Below are 22,416 nucleotides of genomic sequence, written 5' to 3' on the forward strand. Positions count from 1 at the left end.
CCCCCCCCCCCCCCCCCCCCCCCCCCCCCCCCCCCCCCCCCCCCCCCCCTCTACCGCCCCCCCCACCATCATCCCCGGTACACGCGACTTAGAACCAAAAGGAATAACATTCTGGCCCAAGGCGCAGGCGCGCAACCGCCGGCGCTGGTAGGCTGCACGCCCCTTCCATCGCCCCGCCGGTGAGCCACGCCCGTGATCGAGTTCCAGCGCCTGCACAAATCCTATGCCGTTGCCGGCCGCCAAGTCAGCGCGCTGCAACCGCTGGACCTGACCATCGAGGCCGGCGAAGTGTTCGGCATCATCGGCCATTCCGGCGCGGGCAAGTCGACCCTGATCCGCATGATCAACCGCCTGGAGGAACCCAGCGGTGGGCGCCTGCTGATCGGCGGCGAAGACATCACCGCGCTGGATGCCGACGGGCTGCGCGCGCTGCGCCGGCGCATCGGCATGATCTTCCAGCACTTCAACCTGCTGTCCTCGCGCACCGTGGCCGGCAACGTGGCCTTCCCGCTGGAACTGGGCGGCATGGCCAGGGCCGAGATCGACGCGCGCGTGGCCGAGCTGCTGCAGACCGTCGGCCTGCAGGACCACGCGGCGAAGTATCCGGCGCAGCTGTCCGGCGGCCAGAAGCAGCGCGTGGGCATCGCCCGTGCGCTGGCGACCCGCCCGCAGATCCTGCTGTGCGACGAGGCCACCAGTGCGCTCGACCCGCAGACCACCGCGTCGGTGCTGTCGCTGCTGTCGAAGATCAACCGCGAGCTGGGCCTGACCATCGTGCTGATCACCCACGAGATGGACGTGATTCGTCGCGTCTGCGATCGCGTGGCCGTGCTTGATGCCGGGCAGCTGGTGGAAACCGGTCCGGTCACGCAGGTCTTCCTGCACCCGCAGCACCCGACCACGCGCCGCTTCGTCAGCGAATCGGAGCATGTGGACGAGGGCACGCTGCACCGTGATTTCGACGTGGTCGGTGGCCGCATCGTGCGCCTGACCTTCCTCGGCGGCGATACCTACGAGCCGTTGCTGGGCAGCGTGGCGCGGCAGACCGGCGTCGATTACAACATCCTGTCCGGCCGCATCGACCGGATCAAGGACACCCCGTATGGCCAGCTGGTGGTCGCCCTGGTGGGCGGTGACCAGTCCGCCGCGCAGGCCGCGTTCGTGGCTGCCGGCGTGCACGTTGAGGAACTGCGCCGATGATCGTCGCCACTGCTGAAGGTTTCTTCCGCCACCTGGATGCGGACAAGTGGGTGGATATCGGCAAGGCCACCATCGAGACGCTGCTGATGATGGCCGGCTCGCTGCCGCTGACCCTGGCCATCGGCCTGCCGATGGGCGTGCTGCTGTACGTGTTCGGTGCGCCACAGATGAAGCGCCGGCCGCTGGCCTATGGCGTGCTGGCGATCGTGGTGAACCTGCTGCGCTCGGTGCCCTTCATCATCCTGATGGTGGTGCTGATTCCGGTGTCGCTGTGGTTGATGGGCCAGTCGATCGGCGTGCTCGGCACGTTGCCGGCGCTGGTGATCGGTGCGGCGCCGTTCTATGCGCGCCTGGTGGAAACCGCGCTGCGCGAAGTGGACCGTGGCGTGGTCGAGGCGGCGCAGTCGATGGGTGCCACCACCTGGCAGCTGGTGACCCGGGTGCTGCTGCCCGAAGCCCGTCCGGGCCTGATCGCGGCCGCTACGGTCACCACCGTCGCCCTGGTCGGCTTCACCGCCATGGGCGGCGCGATCGGTTCGGGCGGCCTGGGCGACCTGGCGCTGCGCGAAGGCTACCAGCGCAACCGTACCGACGTGGCCCTGGTCACCGTGGTGGTGCTGCTGATCCTGGTGCAGCTGCTGCAGATGCTCGGCGACCGCCTGGTCGCGCACTACACCCGCAAGTAACCCGGTGCCCGGCGTCGTTCGGGAAGCGCCGGGCCATGCCCGGCGGCGGCGTGACGCAATCCGTCCATTGAAAACCTGAATCGCCGAACCGGGACTGGCAGCACATCCAGCCTCTTGGTATATTCCGTTTCGCGTAATACGTTTCGCGGAATGATCCGGTCCTTCCGCTGCAAGCACACCCGCGCCTTGTTTGAAGGCCACTGTCTACGCGCCTGGCTGCCGATTCGACGGGCAGCCGAACGCAAGCTGCAGATGCTCGACTCGGCACAGACGCTGGCGTTCCTGCGCAGTCCGCCCGGCAACCGGTTGGAGGCGCTGGCTGGTGGCCGCAGGGGGCAGCACAGCCTGCGCATCAATGATCAGTGGCGGTTGTGTTTCATCTGGACCGACAGCGGCCCTGAATCCGTGGAAATTGTTGACTACCACTGAGGCATTCGCCATGAAGCCAACCGACAACCGCATGCGGGCCATCCATCCCGGCGAGATCCTGCGCGAGGAGTTCCTTTCCCCGCTGGCCCTGAGCGTGAATGCACTGGCGAGGGCATTGGATGTTCCGGCCACCCGCCTGCATGCCATCGTTCACGGCGAACGTGCGATCACCGCTGATACCGCTGCCCGGCTGGCGCGCCATTTCGGCGGGGATGCTGCATCGTGGCTGGCGCTGCAGGCGACCTACGACCTGAAGACGTTGGCCACCCTTGGCGAGATCGAGCGCCGCGTGCAGCCGCGGGCCGCGTAGCGCGTGGCAGGTAGCGCCGGGCCATGCCCGGCGGCGCTTTGCTCAACGCACGTTCGGGACTTCGTAACCCAGCTTGCCCACCTGGTCGGGGTGCTGCGGCACGCGCTTGAGCTTGTCGGTGTTGACGCCGTACTCGTCGCGCAGGCGCTCGGCCAGCTCCTTGTACAGCGCTTTGTCCATGTCCGGCTGGCGCGCGAAGATCCAGGCCATTTCCCGGCCCGGGTAGCCGATCATCGCCCACGAATAGTCCGGGGCCACTTCCAGCACGCGCGAATGGGTCGGCACGATCCGGTAGAACCAGGTGCGCCAGGCGTGGTTGCCACTGTCGGCGTCGACGCTGGCGCGTGCGCGCACTTCCTGCTGGGGCGCACCGAAGCCATCGCGGTAGCGGTAGACGATGCCCACCTTGTTGTCTTCGCGCAGCGTGTACTCGTTGACGCTGGCCACGTGCCCGCGTTCGATGAAGTTCGGCACGCGGCCGATCACATACCACGTGCCCATGAAGCGCTGCAGGTCGATCGGCGCACCATATTCGGATGCCCCCGATGCGCTGGCGCGGGGTGACGGCGGGTCGCTGGCGGCCAGCGCGGGGCCTCCAAGGGACAGAGCCAGCAACACGGCGCAGAACGGGCGGATCGAGGACATGCGGGAGCGAGCTCCATTGGGTGCCCAAGCATGGTCGACTGTGTGTGCTCGATCCGTCAATGGTGTCGCAGCTCTTGAGAAGGCGGCGCGCCAAGCTGGCCACCATCGAATCGCCGAGAACGCCCATGAACGCTCGCTCTTCCCGTCGCAACCCTGCTGAACGCGACAGCTTCGCATCCGACCGCCGCCTGCTGCGCAGCGTGCAGCAGCTGGCCCTGGCCGGCCTGGCCCTGGTGCTGGTGTGGCCGGCCGCGCGCGGCAGCAGTGTCTGGCTGGGCTGGCTGCCGCTGTGGCTGGTGGGCATGCCGCTGGCGGCCTGGTGGGCGCTGCTGGGCTGCCCGTTGCCGTTGCGGGCGTGGCTGCGCCGCCTGCGCCAGCCGGGGGTACAGGCCCGTCGCCTGCCGGCGCGCGCGCGTCGCACGCGTACCGCCGCAGCCTGACCTTCGACACGGGGGCGGGCCCGGGGTTCCGTGCTAGCGTTCCAGCGCTTATGACTGCCTGGAACCGCAATGTCACGACTCGCTTCCGCCTGCCTGTTGGCCGGCATGATGACCGCTGCTTCGGTGGGGACCGCCGTGGCCGCTGAAGAAACCGACCGTTACGCCTGGCTGGAGGACGTCACCGGCGACAAGCCGCTGTCCTGGGTCAAGGAACAGAACGCCAAGTCCGAGGGCCGCCTGGCGCAGACCCCGGCCTTCAAGCAGATGGAAGCCAGCATCCGCGAGGTGCTCGATTCGGACGCCAAGATCCCCGGCGTGCAGAAGATCGGCGACTACTACTACAACTTCTGGAAGGACCAGCAGCACGAGCGCGGCCTGTGGCGCCGCACCACCCTGGCCGAGTACCGCAAGGCCTCGCCGCAGTGGGAAACCGTGCTCGACCTGGATGCACTGAACAAGGCCGAGGGCGAGAACTGGGTCTGGCACGGTGCCGACTGCCTGCGTCCGGATTACAGCCGCTGCCTGATCGCGCTGTCGCGCGGCGGCGCCGATGCTGATGTCACCCGCGAATTCGACCTGGCCAACAAAACCTGGATCAAGGACGGCTTCTTCCGCCCCGAATCCAAGGGCGGCCTCGGCTGGATCGACCGCGACTCGGTGTTCGTCTACACCGATTTCGGCGCCGGTTCGATGACCACCTCCGGCTACCCGCGCGTTGCCAAGCTGTGGAAGCGCGGCACGCCGCTGGCGTCGGCCAGCGTGGTCTATGAAGGCAAGCCGGAAGACATGTACATCGCGGCGATGCACGATGACACCCCGGGCTTCGAGCGCAACCTGGTCAGCCGCACGCTGGCGTTCTACAACAACGAGGTCTACCTGCGCGCCGACAACGGCACGCTGACCAAGATCGACGCGCCGAACTCGGCGGAAAAGGGCCTGCACAAGCAGTGGCTGACCCTGGAACTGCGCGACCCGTGGACCGTGGGCGGCAAGACCTACGCCTCCGGTTCGCTGCTGGCGACCCAGCTGGACGACTTCCTGGCGGGCAAGCGTGATTTCGAAGTCCTGTTCACCCCGACCGCGACCACCTCGCTGGCCGGTGCGACCTGGACCAAGAGCCACCTTGTGCTGAACGTGCTGGATGACGTCAAGAACCGCCTGTCGGTGCTGACCCCGGGCGCCAGCGGCTGGCAGAAGAGCGAGTTCGTCGGTGCACCGGCCTTCGGCACCCTGGCCGTGGGCGCGGTGGACAGCAACGACAGCGATGCGGTGTGGCTGACCGCCACCGATTACCTGACCCCGACCACCCTGGCCCTGGCCGAGATCGGCAAGGCCCCGGAAACGCTGAAGACCATGCCGGCCTTCTTCGACGCCGAGGGCAAGGTGATCGAGCAGCACTTCGCCACCAGCAAGGACGGCACCCGCGTGCCGTACTTCGTGGTGCACGACAAGGCGATGAAGCTGGACGGTTCCAACCCGACCCTGCTGTACGGCTACGGTGGCTTCGAGATCTCGCTGACCCCGAGCTACTCCGGTGGCATGGGCCGCGCCTGGCTGGAGAAGGGCGGCGTGTACGTGGTCGCCAACATCCGTGGCGGTGGCGAGTACGGCCCGCGCTGGCACCAGGCGGCACTGAAGCAGAACCGTCACAAGGCCTATGAAGACATGGCCGCGGTGGCGCAGGATCTGGTCAAGCGCAGGATCACCACCGCCAAGCACCTGGGCGTGCAGGGCGGCAGCAACGGTGGCCTGCTCACCGGCAACATGCTCACCCAGTACCCGGAACTGTTCGGTGCGGTGGTGGTGCAGGTGCCGCTGCTGGACATGAAGCGCTACAGCCACCTGCTGGCCGGTGCTTCGTGGATGGCCGAGTACGGCAACCCGGACACCAGCGACTGGGAGTTCATCAAGACCTTCTCGCCGTACCACCTGTTCGACGCGAAGAAGACCTACCCGCCGGTGCTGTTCACCACCTCCACGCGCGATGACCGCGTGCACCCGGGCCACGCCCGCAAGATGGCGGCGAAGATGATCGACGCCGGCAAGGACGTGACCTACTACGAGAACATCGAAGGTGGCCACGGCGGCGCAGCCAACAACGCGCAGGCCGCACACATGTCGGCCCTGGCCTACAGCTTCCTGTGGGAGCGGTTGGGCGGCAAGTAAGCAGAACGGAAAACGCCGCCCTCGGGCGGCGTTTTTCGTTGGGTCCACCTATCCACGCATGGCGTGGATCTACCCCTGAACGTCACGCATGGCGTGGATCTACCAGTAGAGCCACGCCATGCGTGGATGCCGTTCGCGCCGGGCGATCAGGCGCCCCAGCTTTTCAACCCACGCGCAATGCGCTCCACCGCCTCCTGCAACCGCGGCACTTCCTGCGTATAGGCCAGCCGCACATGCTGGTTCGCGCGATGGAAGCCGAAATCAAGGCCCGGGGTGAACGCCACGTGCTCGGTCTCCAGGAAGTGCGCGCAGAACGCCTGCGCATCATCAGTGAAGGCGCTGACATCGGCATACAGGTAGAACGCGCCCTGCGGCTCCACCTCGATGCGGAAGCCCAGCTCGCGCAATGCGGGCAGCAGGAAATCACGGCGCTGGCGGAACGCCTCGCGGCGCTGCTCGAAGATCGCCATTGATTCCTCGCTGAAACAGGCGAGGGCGGCATGCTGGGCGATGCTCGACGCGCTGATGTACAGGTTCTGCGCCAGCTTCTCCAGATCAGGCACGGCCGCCGGCGGTGCCACCAGCCAGCCGAGCCGCCAGCGGGTCATGCCGAAGTACTTGGAGAAGCTGTTCAGCACGAAGGCGCTGTCATCCACCTGCAGCACGCTGGGCGCATCCAGGCCATAGGTCAGGCCGTGATAGATCTCGTCCACCACCAGGTGGCCACCGCGCGCATGCAGCGATTTTGACAGCGCCGCCAGTTCGCCGGCCGACAGCACCGTGCCGGTCGGATTGGCCGGAGAAGCGACCAGCGCACCGACGCTGTCGGCGTTCCAGTGTTGTTCCACCAGCGAGGGCGTCAGCTGGTAGGCGGTATCCGGGCCAACCGGCACCAGCTGCGCGCCGCCTTCCACCAGGCGCAGGAAGTGGCGGTTGCAGGGGTAGCCGGGGTCGGCCAGCAGCCAGTGGCGGCCCGGGTCGACCAGCAGGCTGCTGGCCAGCAGCAGCGCACCGGACCCACCCGGGGTGACCAGGATGCGTTCGGGGTCGATATCCAGCGCGTAGTGGCTGCGATAGAAACCACTGATGGCCTGGCGCAGGGCGGGCAGGCCGCGCGCGGCGGTGTAGCGGGTGTGGCCGGCGGCCAGTGCGGCCTGGCCGGCGCGCACGACCGGCTCGGCGGTGGTGAAGTCCGGTTCGCCGATCTCCAGGTGGATCACATCGTGGCCCGCCTGTTCCAGCGCCTGCGCGCGGGCCAGCAGGGACATCACGTGGAACGGGGCGATTTCATGGCTGCGCCGGCTGTAGCCCGGCGTGTGGGGCAGGGTACTCATGCGCCCATGGTACGCCGGGCGGCAAGGGTGCGCCGCAGCGGTGGTAGAGTCGAGCTTGCTCGACTGCGGTTGCGGTCAGTCGAGCAAGCTCGACTCTACCTATGCCACGGACGCCATTGCGTAACCGCACCAGGACCCCTATCTCATGAAATCCACCCTCTGTCTGTTGCTTGCCAGCCTGATGACCAGCACCGTTACCGCCGCCACCCCGCCCGTTCCGCCGGATGCCGCCAAGCACCCGCACGTGGTCAAGGCGCCGTTCGGCGCCACCCGCAACGATGACTATTACTGGCTGCGCGACGACAAGCGCGAGAACAAGGACATGCTGGCCTACCTGCAGGCCGAGAATGCCTACACCGACCAGCTGCTGGCGCCGCTGAAGCCGCTGGAAGACACCCTGTACAAGGAGATCGTCGGCCGCATCAAGCAGGACGATGCCAGCGTGCCGGCGCGCGAGCGCGGCTACTGGTACTACAGCCGCTACGAGACCGGCCAGGATTACCCCATCCACGCGCGCCGCAAGGGCAGCATGGAGGCCGCCGAGGAAATCCTGCTGGACGTCAACACGATGGCCGCCGGCAAGGGCTACTTCAGCGTCGGTTCGATGGAAGTGAGCCAGGACAACCAGCTGCTGGCCTGGGCCGACGATGATGTCGGCCGCCGCCAGTACACGATCCGCTTCAAGGACCTGGCCACCGGCAAAGTCCTGCCAGACGTCATCACCGGCAGCTCCGGCGACCTGGTCTGGGCCGACGACAACCGCACCGTGCTGTATGTCGAGAACGATCCGGAAACGCTGCTGACCGTGCGGGTGAAGAAGCACGTGCTGGGCACCCCGGCCAGCGCCGACACCGTCGTCTATGAAGAGAAGGACGACAGCTTCTACATGGGCATCGGCCGCACCCGCGATGATCGCTTCATCACCATCGGCGTGCACAGCACCGTGTCCTCGGAAGAGCGCTACGCGCCGGCCAGCGACCCGACCACCTTCACCGTACTGGCGCCGCGCCAGCGCGACGTCGAGTACGACGCCGACCACTACGATGGCCGCTGGGTGATCCGCACCAACGATGGCGCGAAGAACTTCAAGCTGGTCACCGCACCGACCGATACCACCTCCCGCGCGCAGTGGAAGGACTGGATCGCGCACGACGATGCGGTGTTCATCGAAGGCTTCGAGCTGTTCGATGCGTACACCGCCATTGCCGAGCGTTCCGAAGGCCTGGAGCGCATCCGCCTGCTGTTCAAGGATGGCCGCAGCGACTACGTAAAGGCCGACGAGCCGGCGTATTCGATGGGCCTGGGCGACAACACCGAGGCCGATACGCCGTGGCTGCGCTACGTCTACACCTCGATGACCACCCCCACCACGGTGTTCGAACTGAATACCGCCACCGGCGAACGCCGCCAGCTGAAGGTGCAGCCGGTGATCGGCTATGACGCCTCGAAGTACGAAACCGACCGCGTCTGGATCACCGCGCGCGACGGGGTGAAGGTGCCGGTGTCGCTGGTCTACCGCAAGGGCTACCAGAAGGACGGTACGGGCGCGCTGTTCCAGTACGCCTACGGCAGCTACGGCATGTCGATGGACCCGTACTTCAACCAGACCGCGGTGAGCCTGCTCGACCGTGGCGTGGTGTATGCCATCGCCCATATCCGCGGCGGCCAGGAGATGGGCCGCGACTGGTACGAGAACGGCAAGCTGCTGCACAAGCAGAACACCTTCAACGACTTCATCGACGTCACCCGTGGCCTGGTGGCGCAGGGCTGGGCGGCCAAGGACCGCGTTGCCGCCTCCGGTGGCAGCGCCGGCGGCCTGCTGATGGGCGCGGTGGCAAACCAGGCCCCGCAGGATTACCGGGTGATGGTGGCGCAGGTGCCGTTCGTCGACGTGGTCACCACCATGCTCGACCCGACCATCCCGCTGACCACCAACGAGTACGACGAGTGGGGCAACCCGGAGCAGAAGCCTTACTACGACTACATGCTGTCCTACTCGCCCTACGACAACGTCAAGCAGCAGGCCTACCCGGCGCTGTTCGTGGGTACCGGCCTGTGGGATTCGCAGGTGCAGTACTGGGAACCGGCCAAGTGGGTGGCCAAGCTGCGTGACGACAACACCGGCCACTACCCGATCGTGTTCCGCACCAACATGGAAGCCGGCCACGGCGGCAAGTCCGGGCGCTTCCAGCGCTACCGCGAGCTGTCCGAGTCGTACGCGTTCGTGCTGCAGCAGCTGGGCATCGTCCAGCCGTGATCGCGACAGGGTGCCGGGCACTGCCTGGCACCCTGAACCGGTATCCTTGCGGCCATGACCGCACCTGCGCCACCGCCTCCGGATGACACCCCGCCACCGCGCGTGGTGCGTTTCCGCTGGGCGTGGTGGCTGCTGGCCTACGCCAGCCTCGGCACCGGCATCGTCGGCATCTTCGTGCCGGGCCTGCCGACCACCGTATTCATCCTGATTTCGGCCTGGGCCGCCTCGCGCGGCTCCGAGCGCCTGCACAACTGGCTGCTGCAGCACCCGCGCTTCGGCCCGGCCATCGCCAACTGGCAGGCGCACGGCGCCGTCAGCCGCTACGGCAAGTGGATGGCCACGATCACCATGGCCGTGTGCGCCGGCATCATGCTGTGGTGCGTGCCGATCGCCTGGGTGAAGTGGTTCTCCATCGGCAGCATGGCCGTGGTGGCAATCTGGCTGTGGACACGCCCGCTGCCGCCACCGGAATGACGCCTCCGCCGGGCATGGCCCGGCGCTACCTGGGGTGCACGGTTGCGGTAGCGCCGGGCTATGCCCGGCGGATGCGTGGCCCGCACCTCCACCTACCGCTCAGCCGCCAATGGCTATACTCGGGCGCATGAAGATCCCCCATCGCAATGCCATCCTGATTCCGCTGGCAGCGGCCTCGCTGCTGTTCCTGTCCGCCTGTGGCAACAAGGGCCCGCTGGTACTGCCGCAGAAGCCGGTGCCGGTGGAAGAGACGGTCGAACCGGCCGTCGCGCCCGAAGCCAGCCCGGAAGCCACCCCCGCCGCGACCCAGCCGACCAGCGACGGCAGCCCCTCGGTCACCCCGGACCCGATCAAGCCGGTGGACGGTGGGAATGAGTAAGGCCGGCTCCACGGCCCTGCGCTTCAGCAAGATGCACGGCGCGGGCAACGATTTCGTAGTGATCGACCTGCGCGACGGCACGCCGCCGCCCACCCCGCAGCTGGCCGCGCGTTTGGCCGACCGCCATACCGGCGTGGGCTGCGACCAGATCCTGACCATCGAGGCCCCGCGCGCGGAAGGCTCGGTGGCGTCCTACCGGATCTGGAATGCCGATGGCTCCAATTCCGAACAATGCGGCAACGGCGCGCGCTGCATCGCCGCCTGGCTGGTGCGCGAGGGCAGTGCGCAGGGCGAGCGCTTCGTGATCGACAGCCCGCTGGCCAGCCACGACGTGCAGGTGCTGGGCGATGGCCGCTTCTCGGTGGCCATGGGCGTGCCGGCGTTCGAACCGGCGCAGGTGCCGCTGGTGGGCTTCGCCCATCCGCGCGACGAGTACCTGATGCCGTTGCAGGGCGAAACCGTGCGCTTCTCGGCGGTGTCGATGGGCAACCCGCATGCGGTCATCGAAGTGGGCCTGATCGATGCCGCACCGGTCGAGCGCGTCGGCTCGCTGCTGCAGCAGCATGCGTCGTTCCCGCAGTCGGTCAACGTGGGCTTTGCCCAGGTGATCGGCCCGGACCACGCGCGCCTGCGCGTGTACGAGCGGGGCGTGGGCGAAACCCTGGCCTGCGGCAGCGGTGCCTGTGCCGCCGCCGTCACCCTGATGCAGCGCGGCCGCCTGCAGAGCGATGCACGCATCAGCCTGCCCGGTGGCGAACTTCGCATCCAGTGGCCGGGCGATGGCCAAGCGGTGGTGATGGCCGGCCCGACCGCATTCGTCTTCGAAGGGGAGTGGACCGCATGAGTGAGACCGTCGACAAGCTCGGGGGCCATGACGTCGCTGCGTGGTTGCGGCGGCATCCGGGCTTCCTCAAGCAGTTCCCCGACCTGGCCCTGACCCTGGTGGTGCCGCGCGATGACGGCCCCACCGCTTCGCTGGCCAGCTACCAGCTGGAAGTGCTGCGCGAGAAGAACCGCGAGCTGGCGCGACGGTTGGCCGACCTGGGCGCGACCGCACAGGTCAACGAGCGGTTGGCGGTGCGCACGCACCAGCTGACCCTGGCCCTGATGAAGCAGGACACGGCCGCTGACACCCTGCGTGCAATGGCGGCGTCGCTGCAGGAAGATTTTGCCGGCGACCTGGTGCGCCTGGTGGTGCACGCGCCGGTGGCCGGGCTGGAGCAGGCCGAGTGGCTGCAGGTGATCGCCGCCGACGATGCCCAGCTGGGCCCGTTCCGCGATTGCCTGAAGGACGGCGAGCCGATCTGCGGGCGCCTGCAGCCGGAAAAGAACGCGGTGCTGTACGGCGCGCGCAGCGACGAGGTGCAGACCACCGCGCTGCTGCCGTTGCCCGGCATCGGCCTGATCGCCGTCGGCAGCCACGATGCCAACCGCTTCTACCCGGGCATGGGCACGCTGTTCCTGCGCATGATGGGCGATGCCCTGGTGGCTGGCCTGAAGCGCTTCGAGCGCTGAGCCGGGCCGCACGACGATGAGCGCGGTTCAGCACTTCCTGCAGCACCTGCAGGTGGAACGGCGGATGTCGGCGCACACGCTCGATGCCTACCGCCGTGACCTGGACGCACTGTCGGTCTGGGCCGAACCGCGCGGCGTGGCGGTGGAAGCCCTGAACGCCGAAACGCTGCGCCAGTTCGTCGCCGATGAACACCGCCGCGGGCTGTCGGCCAAGAGCCTGCAGCGCCGGCTGTCGGCCTGCCGCAGTTTCTACGCTTGGCTGCTCAAGCACGGCCGCATCGAAGTGAGCCCGGCCGCAACCCTGAAGGCGCCACGCGCACCGCGGCGCCTGCCGCAGGTACTTGATGCCGATGAAGCCGTGCAGCTGGTCGAGCTGGAACCGGAGGGCGAACTCGGCCGCCGCGACCGCGCGCTGCTGGAACTGTTCTATTCCTCCGGCCTGCGCCTGAGCGAAGTGTGTGCGCTGACCTGGCGCGACCTGGATTTCGACAGTGGCCTGGTCAACGTGCTGGGCAAGGGCAACCGCCAGCGCCGGGTGCCGTTCGGGCGGCCCGCGCGCGAAGCGCTGCTGGCCTGGCGCGCGGAAAGCGGCGGTGGCCCGGCGACGCCGGTGTTCCCCGGCCGCAACGGGCCGATCAGCCAGCGTGCGGTGCAGATCCGCATCCGCCAGCTGGCCCAGCGCCAGGGCCTGTTCAAGCACGTGCACCCGCACATGCTGCGGCACAGTTTCGCCAGCCACATCCTGGAATCGTCCGGCGACCTGCGGGGCGTGCAGGAGCTGCTTGGCCACGCCGACATCGCCACCACCCAGATCTACACCCACCTGGATTTCCAGCACCTGGCCAAGGTCTACGACGCCGCGCACCCGCGCGCCAAGCGCCGCAGCAAGGACGGGTAGCGCCGGGCCATGCCCGGCGTGCGCAATGGCCTCCGCTTGATCTGCATCAGGGCAGGGCGGGGCGCAGTGGCGCATCGTGGCCGCAGGCCACGAGGAACCGCCGCCATGGCAAAGCCCATTCCGCTGCATCCCAAGCATCCCGAGCGTATCTGCTGGGGCTGCGACCGCTACTGCGCGGCCGACGCGCTGGCCTGTGGCAACGGCTCGGGCCGCACCCAGCACCCCATCGAAACCCAGGGCGAGGACTGGTACATCGCCTGGGGCATCGAGCCGAATCCAGAGCGGCCTTCGCATGCCAAGCGCTGAACGGCAGCCATCCGCGCAGGCTTGATCGCTCCCGGCGCTGTCCCCATGTCCCGTGAACAGCTATCGGAGGCCGCATGGACCCCAGTCAGAATCCCAATGTTTTCCACGCCACCACCATCGTCTGCGTGCGCCGCGGCGACCACGTGGCCATTGCCGGTGATGGCCAGGTCACCCTCGGCCACACGGTGATGAAGGGCAACGCGCGCAAGGTGCGCCGCCTTGGCCGCGACGGCCAGGTGCTGGCCGGCTTCGCCGGTGCCGCCGCCGATGCCTTCACCCTGTTCGAGCTGTTCGAGGCCAAGCTGGAAAAGCATGGCCAGCTGCAGCGCGCCGCCGTCGAGCTGGCCAAGGATTGGCGTACCGAACGCCGCCTGGGCAAGCTGGAAGCCCTGCTGGCCGTGGCGGACAAGGAAACCTCGCTGATCATCAGCGGCACCGGCGATGTGATCGAGCCGGAGGACGGCATCATCGCCATCGGTTCCGGTGGTTCCTACGCACTGTCGGCCGCACGCGCGCTGATGGCGCACACCGAACTGGATGCACGCACGATTGCCAGCGAAGCGATCGGCATCGCCGGCGACATCTGCATCTACACCAACCGCAACGTGGTGGTCGAGGAGCTCTGACGCTCCCTGATCCGCCGGGCATGGCCCGGCGCTACCGGCCGGGGCCGTTGGTTCCGGTGTCATCGACAACGAATTCGTGAGCACATCCATGTCGAAGATCGAAGTTTCCTCCGCCACCATGACCCCGCGCGAGATCGTGCAGGAACTGGACCGGCACATCGTCGGCCAGCACGACGCCAAGCGCGCGGTGGCCATCGCCCTGCGCAACCGCTGGCGCCGCATGCAGCTGGTGCCTGAGCTGCGCAACGAAGTGATGCCGAAGAACATCCTGATGATCGGCCCGACCGGTGTCGGCAAGACCGAGATCGCGCGCCGCCTGGCCACCCTGGCCAACGCGCCGTTCGTGAAGGTCGAAGCGACCCGCTTCACTGAAGTGGGCTACGTCGGCAAGGACGTCGAGCAGATCATCCGCGACCTGGCCGATACCGCGGTCAAGCTTTACCGCGAGCAGGCCAAGGTGCGCGTGCGTACCCAGGCCGAAGAGCGCGCCGAAGACCGCATCCTCGACGCACTGTTGCCGCGCCGCAGCGGCGGCATCGGTTTCGACCCGGAAGTGGCCCGCAACGAGCCGTCGGCGCAGGACAACGAGACCCGCATCAAGTTCCGCAAGATGCTGCGCAACGGCGAGCTGGACGAGCGCGAGATCGAACTCGACCTGGCCGCCAACGTCAGCATGGACATCATGACCCCGCCGGGCATGGAGGAGATGGGCCAGCAGCTGAAGTCGATGTTCGCCAACCTCGGCGGTGGCGCCAAGGCGCACAAGCGTACGCTGACCATCAAGGCCGCGCGCCCGCTGCTGGTGGAAGAAGAGGCCGGCAAGCTGGTCAACGAGGACGATATCCGCACGGCGGCGATCGAAGCCTGCGAACAGCACGGCATCGTCTTCATTGATGAGATCGACAAGGTCGCCAAGCGTGGCGATAACGTGGGCGGTGGTGATGTCTCCCGCGAAGGCGTGCAGCGCGACCTGCTGCCGCTGGTGGAAGGCTCCAATGTGTCCACCAAGTACGGCACGATCAAGACCGACCACATCCTGTTCATTGCCTCGGGCGCGTTCCACCTGGCCAAGCCCAGCGACCTGATCCCGGAACTGCAGGGTCGTTTCCCGATCCGCGTGGAGCTGGGCGCGCTGAGCAAGAATGACTTCGTGCGCATCCTGACCGAGCCGAAGGCCGCACTGACCAAGCAGTACGAAGCGCTGCTGGGCACCGAGGGCGTCAAGGTCAGCTTCACCGCCGATGCCATCGACCGCCTGGCCGAGATCGCCTTCCAGGTGAACGAGCGCCAGGAAAACATCGGTGCGCGCCGCCTGCACACCGTGCTGGAGCGCCTGCTGGATTCGCTGAGCTACGAAGCACCGGACCGCGACGGTGAAACCCTGGCCATCGACAGCGCCTACGTCGATGCGCACCTGGGTGAACTGGTGCAGGACCCGGACCTGAGCCGCTACATCCTGTAACACCAGGCGGGGTCGGATCCCTCGCACCAGCGAGGGCTCTGACCCCAAGCCCAGCAACAGAAAAGGCCGCCGAAAGGCGGCCTTCTTCGTTTGCGCGTACGGCATCCACGCATGGCGTGGATCTACTGCAGCGCTGCCTGCTCACACCGCCCCGGTAGCGCCGGGCCATGCCCGGCGGATCCAACCCTACGGCAGCGGCTCGGGAATCGAGCCCGGCACGAACACGCCTTCCTTCACGTAGGCGGCCAGGGTCATGTCCAGCGCGAGCATGCCGTCGCGCTTGAGGTCCATCAGTTCCGGTTCGACCATCGCCCCGTGCAGCACGCCCAGCACGGTGGCGTGCAGCATGCGCGCGGCGATCTTCGGGTCGGCGCCGTCGCGCAGCTGGCCCAGGTCCTGCGCCCGGCGCAGGGCGCGCTCCATCCGGTCCAGCGCATCGCGGAATCCGGACTGCTGCAGCTCGGCCAGCGCCCGGCTTTCCGAGGAGGCATCGCTGCGCAGCATGATTTCCATGGTCTTGCGCAGGCGCTCGTCCTCGGACAGTTCGATGAACGAGTAGATCATCACCGCGCGCAGGTCGTGGATCGGCGTCCGCCGTTCGTCGCTGGAGGTGCGCTCCAGTTCCTGCATGAAGGGCAGGTGCACCCGCTGGATGATCGCGGCCAGTACCTCGGTCTTGTTCTTGAAGTGCCAGTAGACCGCGCCACGGGTATAGCCGGCGCGGGCGCCGATCATCTCCAGCGTGGTCCGGGCCACGCCGTGTTCATGGAAGCAGGCCTCGGCAGCATCAAGGATGCCTTCGCGGGTTGCCTGGGTGTCCTCTTTCGTCTTGCGCGCCATGGGTCCGTGAGTGGGTACGAGTGCCGGTGAAACCTGGCTGAATTGTACCCCTTTACAAACAAACAAGCATGTATGTATATTTCGCCCCCATGCTCCCCGTCGTGTATGCGCGCTGGCTGATGCCTGCGCCGTGCGCGGGGATGCCTGCCCGCTGCGACATCCGCGCCCCCGGACCGGGACGCGGCTGCGTATCACGGCAAGCTGAGAATCTTTTCCCTTCCCCGAGCCCCAGCCCCATGCCCCTGACCCGAATCCGCCCCTTCCTGCTGTCGCTGGCCATCGCCGCGACCGTGGCCGCCTGCGGTGGCCAACCCGAACAGCCCGAGCAGGGCCCCGGCCAGGTGACCGTGGTCACCCTGAAGTCGGAAAGCGTGGGCCTGACCCGCGAACTGCCGGGCCGCACCAATGCCTTCCTGGTGGCCGAAGTCCGCCCGCAGGTCAGTGGCATCGTCGCCAAGCGCCTGTTCACTGAAGGCGGCCTGGTGAAGGAAGGGCAGCCGCTGTACCAGATCGAAGACGCCAGCTACCGCGCCCAGGCCAACAGCGCCCGCGCCCAGCTGGCCCGTGCCGAGGCCACCGCCAACGCCGCGCGCCTGAGCGCCAAGCGCATCACCGAGCTGGCCAAGGTCGATGCGGTCAGCCAGCAGGACCTGGAAAACGCCGTGGCCGCGCAGAAGCAGGCCGAGGCCGATGTCGGCGCCGCCAAGGCTGCGCTGGATGCGGCCAACGTCACCCTTGGCTATGCGCGCATCACCGCGCCGATCAGCGGCCGCATCGGCAAGTCCAGCGTCACCCAAGGCGCGCTGGTCAGTGTCGGCCAGGCCGACGCGCTGGCCACCGTGCAGCAGCTCACCCCGATCTACGTCGACCTGACCCAGTCCTCGGCCGAGCTGCTGCAGCTGCGCCGCGAACTGGCCGCCGGCCGCCTGCAGGACAACCAGACCCTGCCGGTCACCATCCTGCTGGAAGACGGCAGCGAGTTCCCGCACAAGGGCGCGCTGGAGTTCTCCGAAGTGAGCGTCGACCCGACCACCGGCAGCTACGCGCTGCGGGTGAAGGTGGACAACCCCGAGGGCCTGCTGATGCCGGGCATGTACGTGCGCGCGGTGATCGGCGGCGGCGTGCGCGCCGATGCCGTGCTGGTGCCGATGCAGGGCATCGCCCGTGATGCCAAGGGCGATACCAGCGCCATGGTGGTCGGCAAGGACAACAAGGTCGAAGTGCGCCCGGTGAAGGTCAGCCGCGCGCTGGCCGACAAGTGGCTGGTCGAGGACGGCCTGCAGCCGGGTGACAAGGTCATCGTCGAAGGCCTGCAGAAGATCGGCCCCGGCATGCCCGTGCAGGCCACCGAGAAGGGCGCCGCCCCGGCACAGCCGGACGCCGCCCCGCAGCCTGCCGCCCAGCCGGCCGGCGAAGCGAAGTAAGCGGAGAATTCCATGGCACGTTTTTTCATTGATCGACCCATCTTCGCGTGGGTGATCGCCATCATCATCATGCTGGCCGGTGCGCTGGCGGTGATGAAGCTGCCGGTGTCGATGTATCCCGAGGTCGCCCCGCCGGCCGTCGAGATCAGCGCCACCTACCCGGGTGCATCGGCCAAGGTGGTCGAGGACTCGGTGACGCAGATCATCGAGCAGAACATGAAGGGCCTTGATGGCCTGATCTACTTCTCCTCCAACAGCTCGGCCAACGGCCAGGCCACCATCACCCTCACCTTCGAAGCCGGTACCAACCCGGATATCGCCCAGGTGCAGGTGCAGAACAAGCTGCAGCTGGCCATGCCGCTGCTGCCGCAGGAAGTGCAGCGGCAGGGCATCAACGTGGCCAAGTCGAGCAGCGGCTTCCTGCAGGTGCTCGGCTTCGTGTCCAACGACGGCAGCATGGATGCCAACGACATCGCCGACTACGTCGGCTCCAATGTCGTCGATACGCTCAGCCGCGTGCCGGGCGTGGGCAACATCCAGGTGTTTGGTGGCAAGTACGCCATGCGCATCTGGCTGGATCCGAACAAGCTGCACACCTACAAGCTGTCGGTCGATGAAGTGACCGCGGCGATCACCGCGCAGAACGCACAGGTGGCCATCGGCCAGCTGGGTGGTGCGCCGTCGGTGAAGGGCCAGCAGCTCAACGCCACGATCAACGCGCAGGACCGCCTGCAGACCCCGGAACAGTTCCGCAACATCCTGGTGCGTGGCGGCACCGATGGCAGCGAACTGCGCCTGGGCGACGTCGCCCGTGTCGAACTGGGTGCGGAAAGCTACGACTTCGTCACCCGCTACAACGGCAAGCCGTCCACCGGTATCGCCATCACCCTGGCCACCGGCGCCAACGCGCTGGCCACCGCTGAGGGCGTGCGCACCGCGCTGGACGAAATGAAGGCCAGCTTCCCGGCCGGCCTGGAAACCGTCGTGCCGTACGACACCACCCCGTTCGTGCAGGTCTCGATCAAGGGCGTCATCAAGACCCTGATCGAAGCGATCGTGCTGGTGTTCGTGGTGATGTACCTGTTCCTGCAGAACTTCCGCGCCACCCTCATCCCGACCATCGCCGTGCCGGTGGTGCTGCTGGGCACCTTCGGCGTGCTGGCCATGCTCGGCTTCTCGGTCAACATGCTGACCATGTTCGCCATGGTCCTGGCCATCGGCCTGCTGGTGGACGATGCCATCGTGGTGGTGGAGAACGTCGAGCGCATCATGTCCGAAGAGGGCCTGTCGCCGCTGGAAGCCACCCGCAAGTCGATGGGCCAGATCACCGGCGCGCTGGTGGGCATCGGCCTGGTGCTGTCGGCGGTGTTCGTGCCGATGGCCTTCATGAGCGGCTCGACCGGCATCATCTACCGCCAGTTCTCGGCCACGATCGTCTCGGCCATGGCGCTGTCGGTGCTGGTGGCCATCGTGCTGACCCCGGCGCTGTGCGCGACCATGCTCAAGCCGCTGAAGAAGGGCGAGCACCATGTCGCCCACAGCGGCCTGCTGGGCCGTTTCTTCAACGGCTTCAACCGTGGCTTCGACCGTTCCAGCGAAACCTACCAGCGCGGCGTGAAGGGCATCATCCATCGCCCGTGGCGCTTCATGGGCATCTTCGTGGCCCTGGCCGTGGTGATGGGCGTGCTGTTCGCGCGCCTGCCCAGCTCGTTCCTGCCCAATGAAGACCAGGGCATCATGATGGCGCTGGTGCAGACCCCGGTCGGCGCCACCCAGGAACGCACCCTGGAAGCGATGGCCAAGCTGGAAGACCACTTCCTGAAGAACGAAGCCGATGCGGTCGAGTCCATCTTCGCCGTGCAGGGCTTCAGCTTCGCCGGCATGGGCCAGAACGCGGGCATGGCCTTCGTCAAGCTGAAGGACTGGAAGGAGCGCGACGCCGACCACAGCGTGGGTGCGATCACCGGGCGTGCAATGGGCGCGCTGGGCCAGATCAAGGACGCCTTCATCTTCGCCTTCCCGCCGCCGGCCATGCCGGAGCTGGGTATCGGTTCGGGTTACACGTTCTTCCTGAAGGACACCAGCGGCAAGGGCCACGACGCCCTGCTGGCCGCGCGCAACCAGCTGCTGGGTGCGGCGGGCCAGAGCAAGCTGCTGGCCAACGTGCGCCCCAACGGCCAGGAAGACACCCCGCAGCTGCGCATCGACGTGGACGTGGAAAAGGCCAACGCCCTGGGCTTGTCGGTCAGCTCGATCAACAACACCCTGGCCGCGGCGTGGGGCAGCAGCTACATCGATGACTTCATCGACCGTGGCCGCGTCAAGCGCGTGTACGTGATGGCCGATGCACCGTTCCGCATGAACCCGGACGACTTCAACGTCTGGTCGGTGAAGAACGGGCAGGGCGAGATGGTGCCGTTCAGTGCCTTCGCCTCCAAGCGCTGGGACTACGGTTCGCCGCGCCTGGAACGCTACAACGGCGTGTCGGCGATGGAGATCCAGGGCGAGCCCGCCGCGGGCGTGGCCTCGGGTGATGCCATGGCCGAGATCGAGCGCATCGCCAAGGACCTGCCGACCGGCTTCGAGATCGAGTGGACCGCGCTGTCCTACCAGGAGCGCCAGGCCGGTTCGCAGACGCCGCTGCTGTACACGCTGTCGCTGCTGATCGTGTTCCTGTGCCTTGCCGCACTGTATGAAAGCTGGAGCGTGCCGACCTCGGTGCTGCTGGTGGCGCCGCTGGGCATCCTCGGCGCGGTGCTGGCCAACACCTTCCGCGGCATGGAGCGCGACATCTACTTCCAGGTGGCGATGCTGACCACGGTGGGCCTGACCAGCAAGAACGCGATCCTGATCGTGGAATTTGCCAAGGAAAACCTGGAGAAGGGCGCAGGCCTGATCGAAGCGACGATGCATGCGGTGCGCGACCGCCTGCGCCCGATCATCATGACCTCGCTGGCGTTCGGCCTGGGCGTGCTGCCGCTGGCCATCGCCTCCGGTGCGGGTTCCGGTGCGCAGCGCGCCATCGGTACCGGCGTGCTGGGCGGCATGCTGGTGGGCACCGTGATGGGTGTGTTCTTCATCCCGCTGTTCTTCGTGGTGGTGCAGCGCGTGTTCAACCGCAACAAGGGCAACAGGGGTGGCACGCTGCCGGCCCCGCGCGATGACGCTGCCCATGGAGGTTCCCATGAATAAGACCCCCTTGCTGCTGGCGCTCGTCGCCAGCCTGGGCCTGGCCGGCTGTTCCACCCTGGCGCCGAAGGACACCGCTGTCGCCCCGGGCATTCCGGCGCAGTGGCCGGCCGAAGCGAGCCAGGGCGAGGTCACCGATGTTGCTGCACTGGGCTGGCGCGACTTCTTCGCCGATGAGCGCCTGCAGCAGGTGATCGGCCAAGCGCTGGACAACAACCGCGACCTGCGCGTGGCCGTGCTGAACGTGGAAAAGGCACGCGGCCAGTACCGCGTGCAGCGCGCCGACCGCGTGCCCGGCCTGGCCGCCACCGGCCAGATGGAACGGCAGGGCACCCATGCCGGCGTCACCGAGCAGTTCACCGCCGGCGTGGGCGTGGCCGACTTCGAGCTGGATCTGTTCGGCCGCGTGCGCAACCTCAGCGAATCTGCGTTGCAGCAGTACTTCGCCGTGGCCGCCAACCGCCGCAACGCGCAGCTGAGCCTGGTGGCCGAGACCGCCACCGCCTGGCTGACCTACGGTGCCGATGCGCAGCAGCTGAGGATTTCCGAGGCTACGCTGAAGACCTACGAGGATTCGCTGCGCCTGGCCGAGGCCCGCCATGAACGCGGCGGCAGTTCCGGTCTGGAACTGAGCCAGACCCGCACGCTGGTGGAAACCGCGCGTACCGATGCCGCCCGCCTGCGCGGGCAGCTGGCCCAGGACCGCAACGCGCTGGCCCTGCTGGCCGGTGGCCAGGTCGATGCGGACCTGTTGCCGGACAGCATCGAACCGCAGCTGCTGGCCCTGGCCCCGCCGCCGGCCGGCCTGCCCAGCGACGTGCTGCTGCAGCGCCCGGACATCATGGCCGCCGAACACCAGCTGCTGGCGGCCAACGCCAACATCGGTGCCGCGCGCGCTGCGTTCTTCCCCAGCATCACCCTGACCGGCAGCATCGGCAGTGGTTCCAGCGAACTGTCCAACCTGTTCGACAGCGGTACCCGGGTCTGGAGCTTCCTGCCGAAGATCACGTTGCCGATCTTCCAGGGCGGCAAGCTGCGCGCGAACCTGGACGTGGCCAAGGCGGACCGCGACATCGCCCTGGCGCAGTATGAAAAGGCGATCCAGAGCGGTTTCCGCGAAGCCTCCGACGCGCTGGCGCTGAATGTCAGCCTGGACGAGCAGGTGAGCGCGCAGCAGCGCCTGGTGGATGCGGCCGAAACGGCCAACCGCTTGTCGCAGGCCCGCTATGACGCCGGCCTGGACAGCTTCGTGACCCTGCTGGACGCCCGCCGCACCGCTTACAGCGCGCAGCAGACGCGCCTGCAGACCGAGCTGGCCCAGCAGACCAACCGCATCACCCTGTACAAGGTGCTGGGCGGCGGCTGGCACGAACGCGGGTAAACCCCGGTAGCGCCGGGCCACGCCCGGCGGCCTTGTTTCCTGCGTTCATTGCATCGCATGCGGGACCGCGCTTCGCACTCGCCGGGCATGGACCGGCGCTACCAGGCGGAGGGATCCCGGTAGCGCCGGGCCGTGCCCGGCGGCTTTGCTTTTGGCATTCATTGCATCGCATGCGGGGCCGCGCTTCGCACTCGCCGGGCATGGACCGGCGCTACCAGGCGGAGGGATCCCGGTAGCGCCGGGCCGTGCCCGGCGGCTTTGCTTTTGGCATTCATTGCATCGCATGCGGGGCCGCGCTTCGCACTCGCCGGGCATGGACCGGCGCTACCAGGCGGAGGGATCCCGGTAGCGCCGGGCCGTGCCCGGCGGCTTTGCTTTTGGCATTCATTGCATCGCATGCGGGGCCGCGCTTCGCACTCGCCGGGCATGGACCGGCGCTACCAGGCGGAGGGATC

Annotated in this window: 21 protein-coding genes; 18 read left to right on the forward strand and 3 right to left on the reverse strand. The window is 67.6% G+C overall.

The window, feature by feature from the left end; all coding sequences use genetic code 11:
- Positions 1-192 precede the first annotated feature (192 nt).
- From IAE41_RS17290 to IAE41_RS17305, 4 genes are all read left to right on the forward strand, one after another.
- Positions 193-1,200: a methionine ABC transporter ATP-binding protein gene (locus IAE41_RS17290; protein WP_079223455.1), complete on the forward strand. Its 1,008-nt coding sequence runs from the start codon at positions 193-195 to the stop codon at positions 1,198-1,200.
- The gene (locus IAE41_RS17295; protein WP_079223454.1) at positions 1,197-1,886 is read left to right on the forward strand and encodes a methionine ABC transporter permease; all 690 of its coding nucleotides are present in this window, start codon (positions 1,197-1,199) and stop codon (positions 1,884-1,886) included. The genes IAE41_RS17290 and IAE41_RS17295 overlap by 4 nt, the downstream gene beginning before the upstream one ends.
- A 150-nt stretch (positions 1,887-2,036) precedes the next feature.
- Positions 2,037-2,315, forward strand: coding sequence for a type II toxin-antitoxin system RelE/ParE family toxin (locus IAE41_RS17300; RefSeq protein WP_200733978.1), 279 nt, complete (start codon positions 2,037-2,039; stop codon positions 2,313-2,315).
- Between the two features lie 10 nt (positions 2,316-2,325).
- Positions 2,326-2,625 carry a HigA family addiction module antitoxin gene (locus IAE41_RS17305; protein ID WP_079223451.1) on the forward strand — a complete coding sequence of 100 codons (300 nt, stop codon included), beginning with the start codon at positions 2,326-2,328 and terminating at the stop codon, positions 2,623-2,625.
- A gap of 42 nt (positions 2,626-2,667) precedes the next feature.
- Here IAE41_RS17305 and IAE41_RS17310 read toward each other — a convergent pair whose 3' ends face one another.
- On the reverse strand, positions 2,668-3,270 hold the full coding sequence (locus IAE41_RS17310) for a lipocalin family protein (protein ID WP_200733966.1): 603 nt from the start codon (positions 3,268-3,270) through the stop codon (positions 2,668-2,670).
- Positions 3,271-3,395: 125 nt separating this feature from the next.
- Here IAE41_RS17310 and IAE41_RS17315 point away from each other — a divergent pair, with 125 nt between their 5' ends.
- Together IAE41_RS17315 and IAE41_RS17320 are read left to right on the forward strand one after the other, a co-directional pair.
- On the forward strand, positions 3,396-3,710 hold the full coding sequence (locus tag IAE41_RS17315) for a hypothetical protein (protein ID WP_108747401.1): 315 nt from the start codon (positions 3,396-3,398) through the stop codon (positions 3,708-3,710).
- Positions 3,711-3,779: 69 nt separating this feature from the next.
- Positions 3,780-5,876 (forward strand): prolyl oligopeptidase family serine peptidase, encoded by a 2,097-nt coding sequence (locus IAE41_RS17320; RefSeq protein ID WP_200733967.1) that lies wholly within the window; start codon positions 3,780-3,782, stop codon positions 5,874-5,876.
- Positions 5,877-6,022: 146 nt separating this feature from the next.
- Here the strand turns inward: IAE41_RS17320 and IAE41_RS17325 are convergent, their stop codons facing one another.
- Positions 6,023-7,210 (reverse strand): pyridoxal phosphate-dependent aminotransferase, encoded by a 1,188-nt coding sequence (locus tag IAE41_RS17325; protein WP_200733968.1) that lies wholly within the window; start codon positions 7,208-7,210, stop codon positions 6,023-6,025.
- A 145-nt stretch (positions 7,211-7,355) separates the two neighbouring features.
- Between IAE41_RS17325 and IAE41_RS17330 the strand changes: the two genes are divergently transcribed.
- From IAE41_RS17330 to hslU, 9 genes are all read left to right on the forward strand, one after another.
- The gene (locus IAE41_RS17330) at positions 7,356-9,467 is read left to right on the forward strand and encodes a S9 family peptidase (RefSeq protein WP_200733969.1); all 2,112 of its coding nucleotides are present in this window, start codon (positions 7,356-7,358) and stop codon (positions 9,465-9,467) included.
- Between the two features lie 54 nt (positions 9,468-9,521).
- Entirely contained in the window at positions 9,522-9,941 is a 420-nt protein-coding gene (locus IAE41_RS17335) for a YbaN family protein (RefSeq protein ID WP_200733970.1), read from the forward strand.
- A 127-nt stretch (positions 9,942-10,068) separates the two neighbouring features.
- Entirely contained in the window at positions 10,069-10,320 is a 252-nt protein-coding gene (locus IAE41_RS17340; RefSeq protein WP_108770054.1) for a lipoprotein, read from the forward strand.
- Positions 10,313-11,164, forward strand: a complete 852-nt coding sequence (gene dapF / locus IAE41_RS17345) for a diaminopimelate epimerase (protein ID WP_200733971.1) — start codon at positions 10,313-10,315, stop codon at positions 11,162-11,164. The genes IAE41_RS17340 and dapF overlap by 8 nt, the downstream gene beginning before the upstream one ends.
- Positions 11,161-11,835, forward strand: coding sequence for a DUF484 family protein (locus IAE41_RS17350; protein WP_079223435.1), 675 nt, complete (start codon positions 11,161-11,163; stop codon positions 11,833-11,835). Before dapF ends, IAE41_RS17350 begins: the two co-directional genes overlap by 4 nt.
- Before the next feature lie 16 nt (positions 11,836-11,851).
- Positions 11,852-12,733, forward strand: coding sequence for a tyrosine recombinase XerC (gene xerC, locus IAE41_RS17355; protein ID WP_200733972.1), 882 nt, complete (start codon positions 11,852-11,854; stop codon positions 12,731-12,733).
- Positions 12,734-12,838: 105 nt separating this feature from the next.
- Positions 12,839-13,039, forward strand: coding sequence for a DUF3079 domain-containing protein (locus IAE41_RS17360; protein WP_200733973.1), 201 nt, complete (start codon positions 12,839-12,841; stop codon positions 13,037-13,039).
- A 74-nt stretch (positions 13,040-13,113) separates the two neighbouring features.
- Entirely contained in the window at positions 13,114-13,665 is a 552-nt protein-coding gene (hslV, locus tag IAE41_RS17365; protein ID WP_079223431.1) for an ATP-dependent protease subunit HslV, read from the forward strand.
- Between the two features lie 88 nt (positions 13,666-13,753).
- On the forward strand, positions 13,754-15,127 hold the full coding sequence (hslU, locus tag IAE41_RS17370) for an ATP-dependent protease ATPase subunit HslU (RefSeq protein WP_200733974.1): 1,374 nt from the start codon (positions 13,754-13,756) through the stop codon (positions 15,125-15,127).
- A 186-nt stretch (positions 15,128-15,313) separates the two neighbouring features.
- Here the strand turns inward: hslU and IAE41_RS17375 are convergent, their stop codons facing one another.
- Positions 15,314-15,967 (reverse strand): TetR family transcriptional regulator, encoded by a 654-nt coding sequence (locus IAE41_RS17375; protein ID WP_200733975.1) that lies wholly within the window; start codon positions 15,965-15,967, stop codon positions 15,314-15,316.
- A 236-nt stretch (positions 15,968-16,203) separates the two neighbouring features.
- Here IAE41_RS17375 and smeD point away from each other — a divergent pair, with 236 nt between their 5' ends.
- From smeD to smeF, 3 genes are read left to right on the forward strand one after another with little or no spacing between them, the layout of a single operon-like run.
- A complete protein-coding gene (smeD, locus tag IAE41_RS17380; RefSeq protein WP_200733976.1) occupies positions 16,204-17,391 on the forward strand; it encodes a multidrug efflux RND transporter periplasmic adaptor subunit SmeD in 1,188 nt (395 codons plus the stop codon).
- A gap of 12 nt (positions 17,392-17,403) precedes the next feature.
- On the forward strand, positions 17,404-20,583 hold the full coding sequence (gene smeE, locus IAE41_RS17385; RefSeq protein WP_234458705.1) for a multidrug efflux RND transporter permease subunit SmeE: 3,180 nt from the start codon (positions 17,404-17,406) through the stop codon (positions 20,581-20,583).
- Entirely contained in the window at positions 20,564-21,961 is a 1,398-nt protein-coding gene (gene smeF, locus IAE41_RS17390) for a multidrug efflux RND transporter outer membrane subunit SmeF (protein ID WP_200733977.1), read from the forward strand. Before smeE ends, smeF begins: the two co-directional genes overlap by 20 nt.
- The last annotated feature ends 455 nt before the right edge of the window (positions 21,962-22,416 follow it).

Origin of the sequence: Stenotrophomonas sp. S39 (assembly GCF_016624665.1) — a bacterium.
Lineage (GTDB): Bacteria > Pseudomonadota > Gammaproteobacteria > Xanthomonadales > Xanthomonadaceae > Stenotrophomonas.

Excerpts from the sequence above, each read along its gene's own strand:
- IAE41_RS17295 (WP_079223454.1), top strand. The coding sequence starts at position 1,197 with ATGATCGTCGCCACTGCTGAAGGTTTCTTCCGCCACCTGGATGCGGAC.
- IAE41_RS17300 (WP_200733978.1), top strand. The coding sequence starts at position 2,037 with ATGATCCGGTCCTTCCGCTGCAAGCACACCCGCGCCTTGTTTGAAGGC.
- IAE41_RS17305 (WP_079223451.1), top strand. The coding sequence starts at position 2,326 with ATGAAGCCAACCGACAACCGCATGCGGGCCATCCATCCCGGCGAGATC.
- IAE41_RS17310 (WP_200733966.1), bottom strand. The coding sequence starts at position 3,270 with ATGTCCTCGATCCGCCCGTTCTGCGCCGTGTTGCTGGCTCTGTCCCTT.
- IAE41_RS17315 (WP_108747401.1), top strand. The coding sequence starts at position 3,396 with ATGAACGCTCGCTCTTCCCGTCGCAACCCTGCTGAACGCGACAGCTTC.
- IAE41_RS17320 (WP_200733967.1), top strand. The coding sequence starts at position 3,780 with ATGTCACGACTCGCTTCCGCCTGCCTGTTGGCCGGCATGATGACCGCT.
- IAE41_RS17325 (WP_200733968.1), bottom strand. The coding sequence starts at position 7,210 with ATGAGTACCCTGCCCCACACGCCGGGCTACAGCCGGCGCAGCCATGAA.
- IAE41_RS17330 (WP_200733969.1), top strand. The coding sequence starts at position 7,356 with ATGAAATCCACCCTCTGTCTGTTGCTTGCCAGCCTGATGACCAGCACC.
- IAE41_RS17335 (WP_200733970.1), top strand. The coding sequence starts at position 9,522 with ATGACCGCACCTGCGCCACCGCCTCCGGATGACACCCCGCCACCGCGC.
- IAE41_RS17340 (WP_108770054.1), top strand. The coding sequence starts at position 10,069 with ATGAAGATCCCCCATCGCAATGCCATCCTGATTCCGCTGGCAGCGGCC.
- dapF (WP_200733971.1), top strand. The coding sequence starts at position 10,313 with ATGAGTAAGGCCGGCTCCACGGCCCTGCGCTTCAGCAAGATGCACGGC.
- IAE41_RS17350 (WP_079223435.1), top strand. The coding sequence starts at position 11,161 with ATGAGTGAGACCGTCGACAAGCTCGGGGGCCATGACGTCGCTGCGTGG.
- xerC (WP_200733972.1), top strand. The coding sequence starts at position 11,852 with ATGAGCGCGGTTCAGCACTTCCTGCAGCACCTGCAGGTGGAACGGCGG.
- IAE41_RS17360 (WP_200733973.1), top strand. The coding sequence starts at position 12,839 with ATGGCAAAGCCCATTCCGCTGCATCCCAAGCATCCCGAGCGTATCTGC.
- hslV (WP_079223431.1), top strand. The coding sequence starts at position 13,114 with ATGGACCCCAGTCAGAATCCCAATGTTTTCCACGCCACCACCATCGTC.
- hslU (WP_200733974.1), top strand. The coding sequence starts at position 13,754 with ATGTCGAAGATCGAAGTTTCCTCCGCCACCATGACCCCGCGCGAGATC.
- IAE41_RS17375 (WP_200733975.1), bottom strand. The coding sequence starts at position 15,967 with ATGGCGCGCAAGACGAAAGAGGACACCCAGGCAACCCGCGAAGGCATC.
- smeD (WP_200733976.1), top strand. The coding sequence starts at position 16,204 with ATGCCCCTGACCCGAATCCGCCCCTTCCTGCTGTCGCTGGCCATCGCC.
- smeE (WP_234458705.1), top strand. The coding sequence starts at position 17,404 with ATGGCACGTTTTTTCATTGATCGACCCATCTTCGCGTGGGTGATCGCC.
- smeF (WP_200733977.1), top strand. The coding sequence starts at position 20,564 with ATGGAGGTTCCCATGAATAAGACCCCCTTGCTGCTGGCGCTCGTCGCC.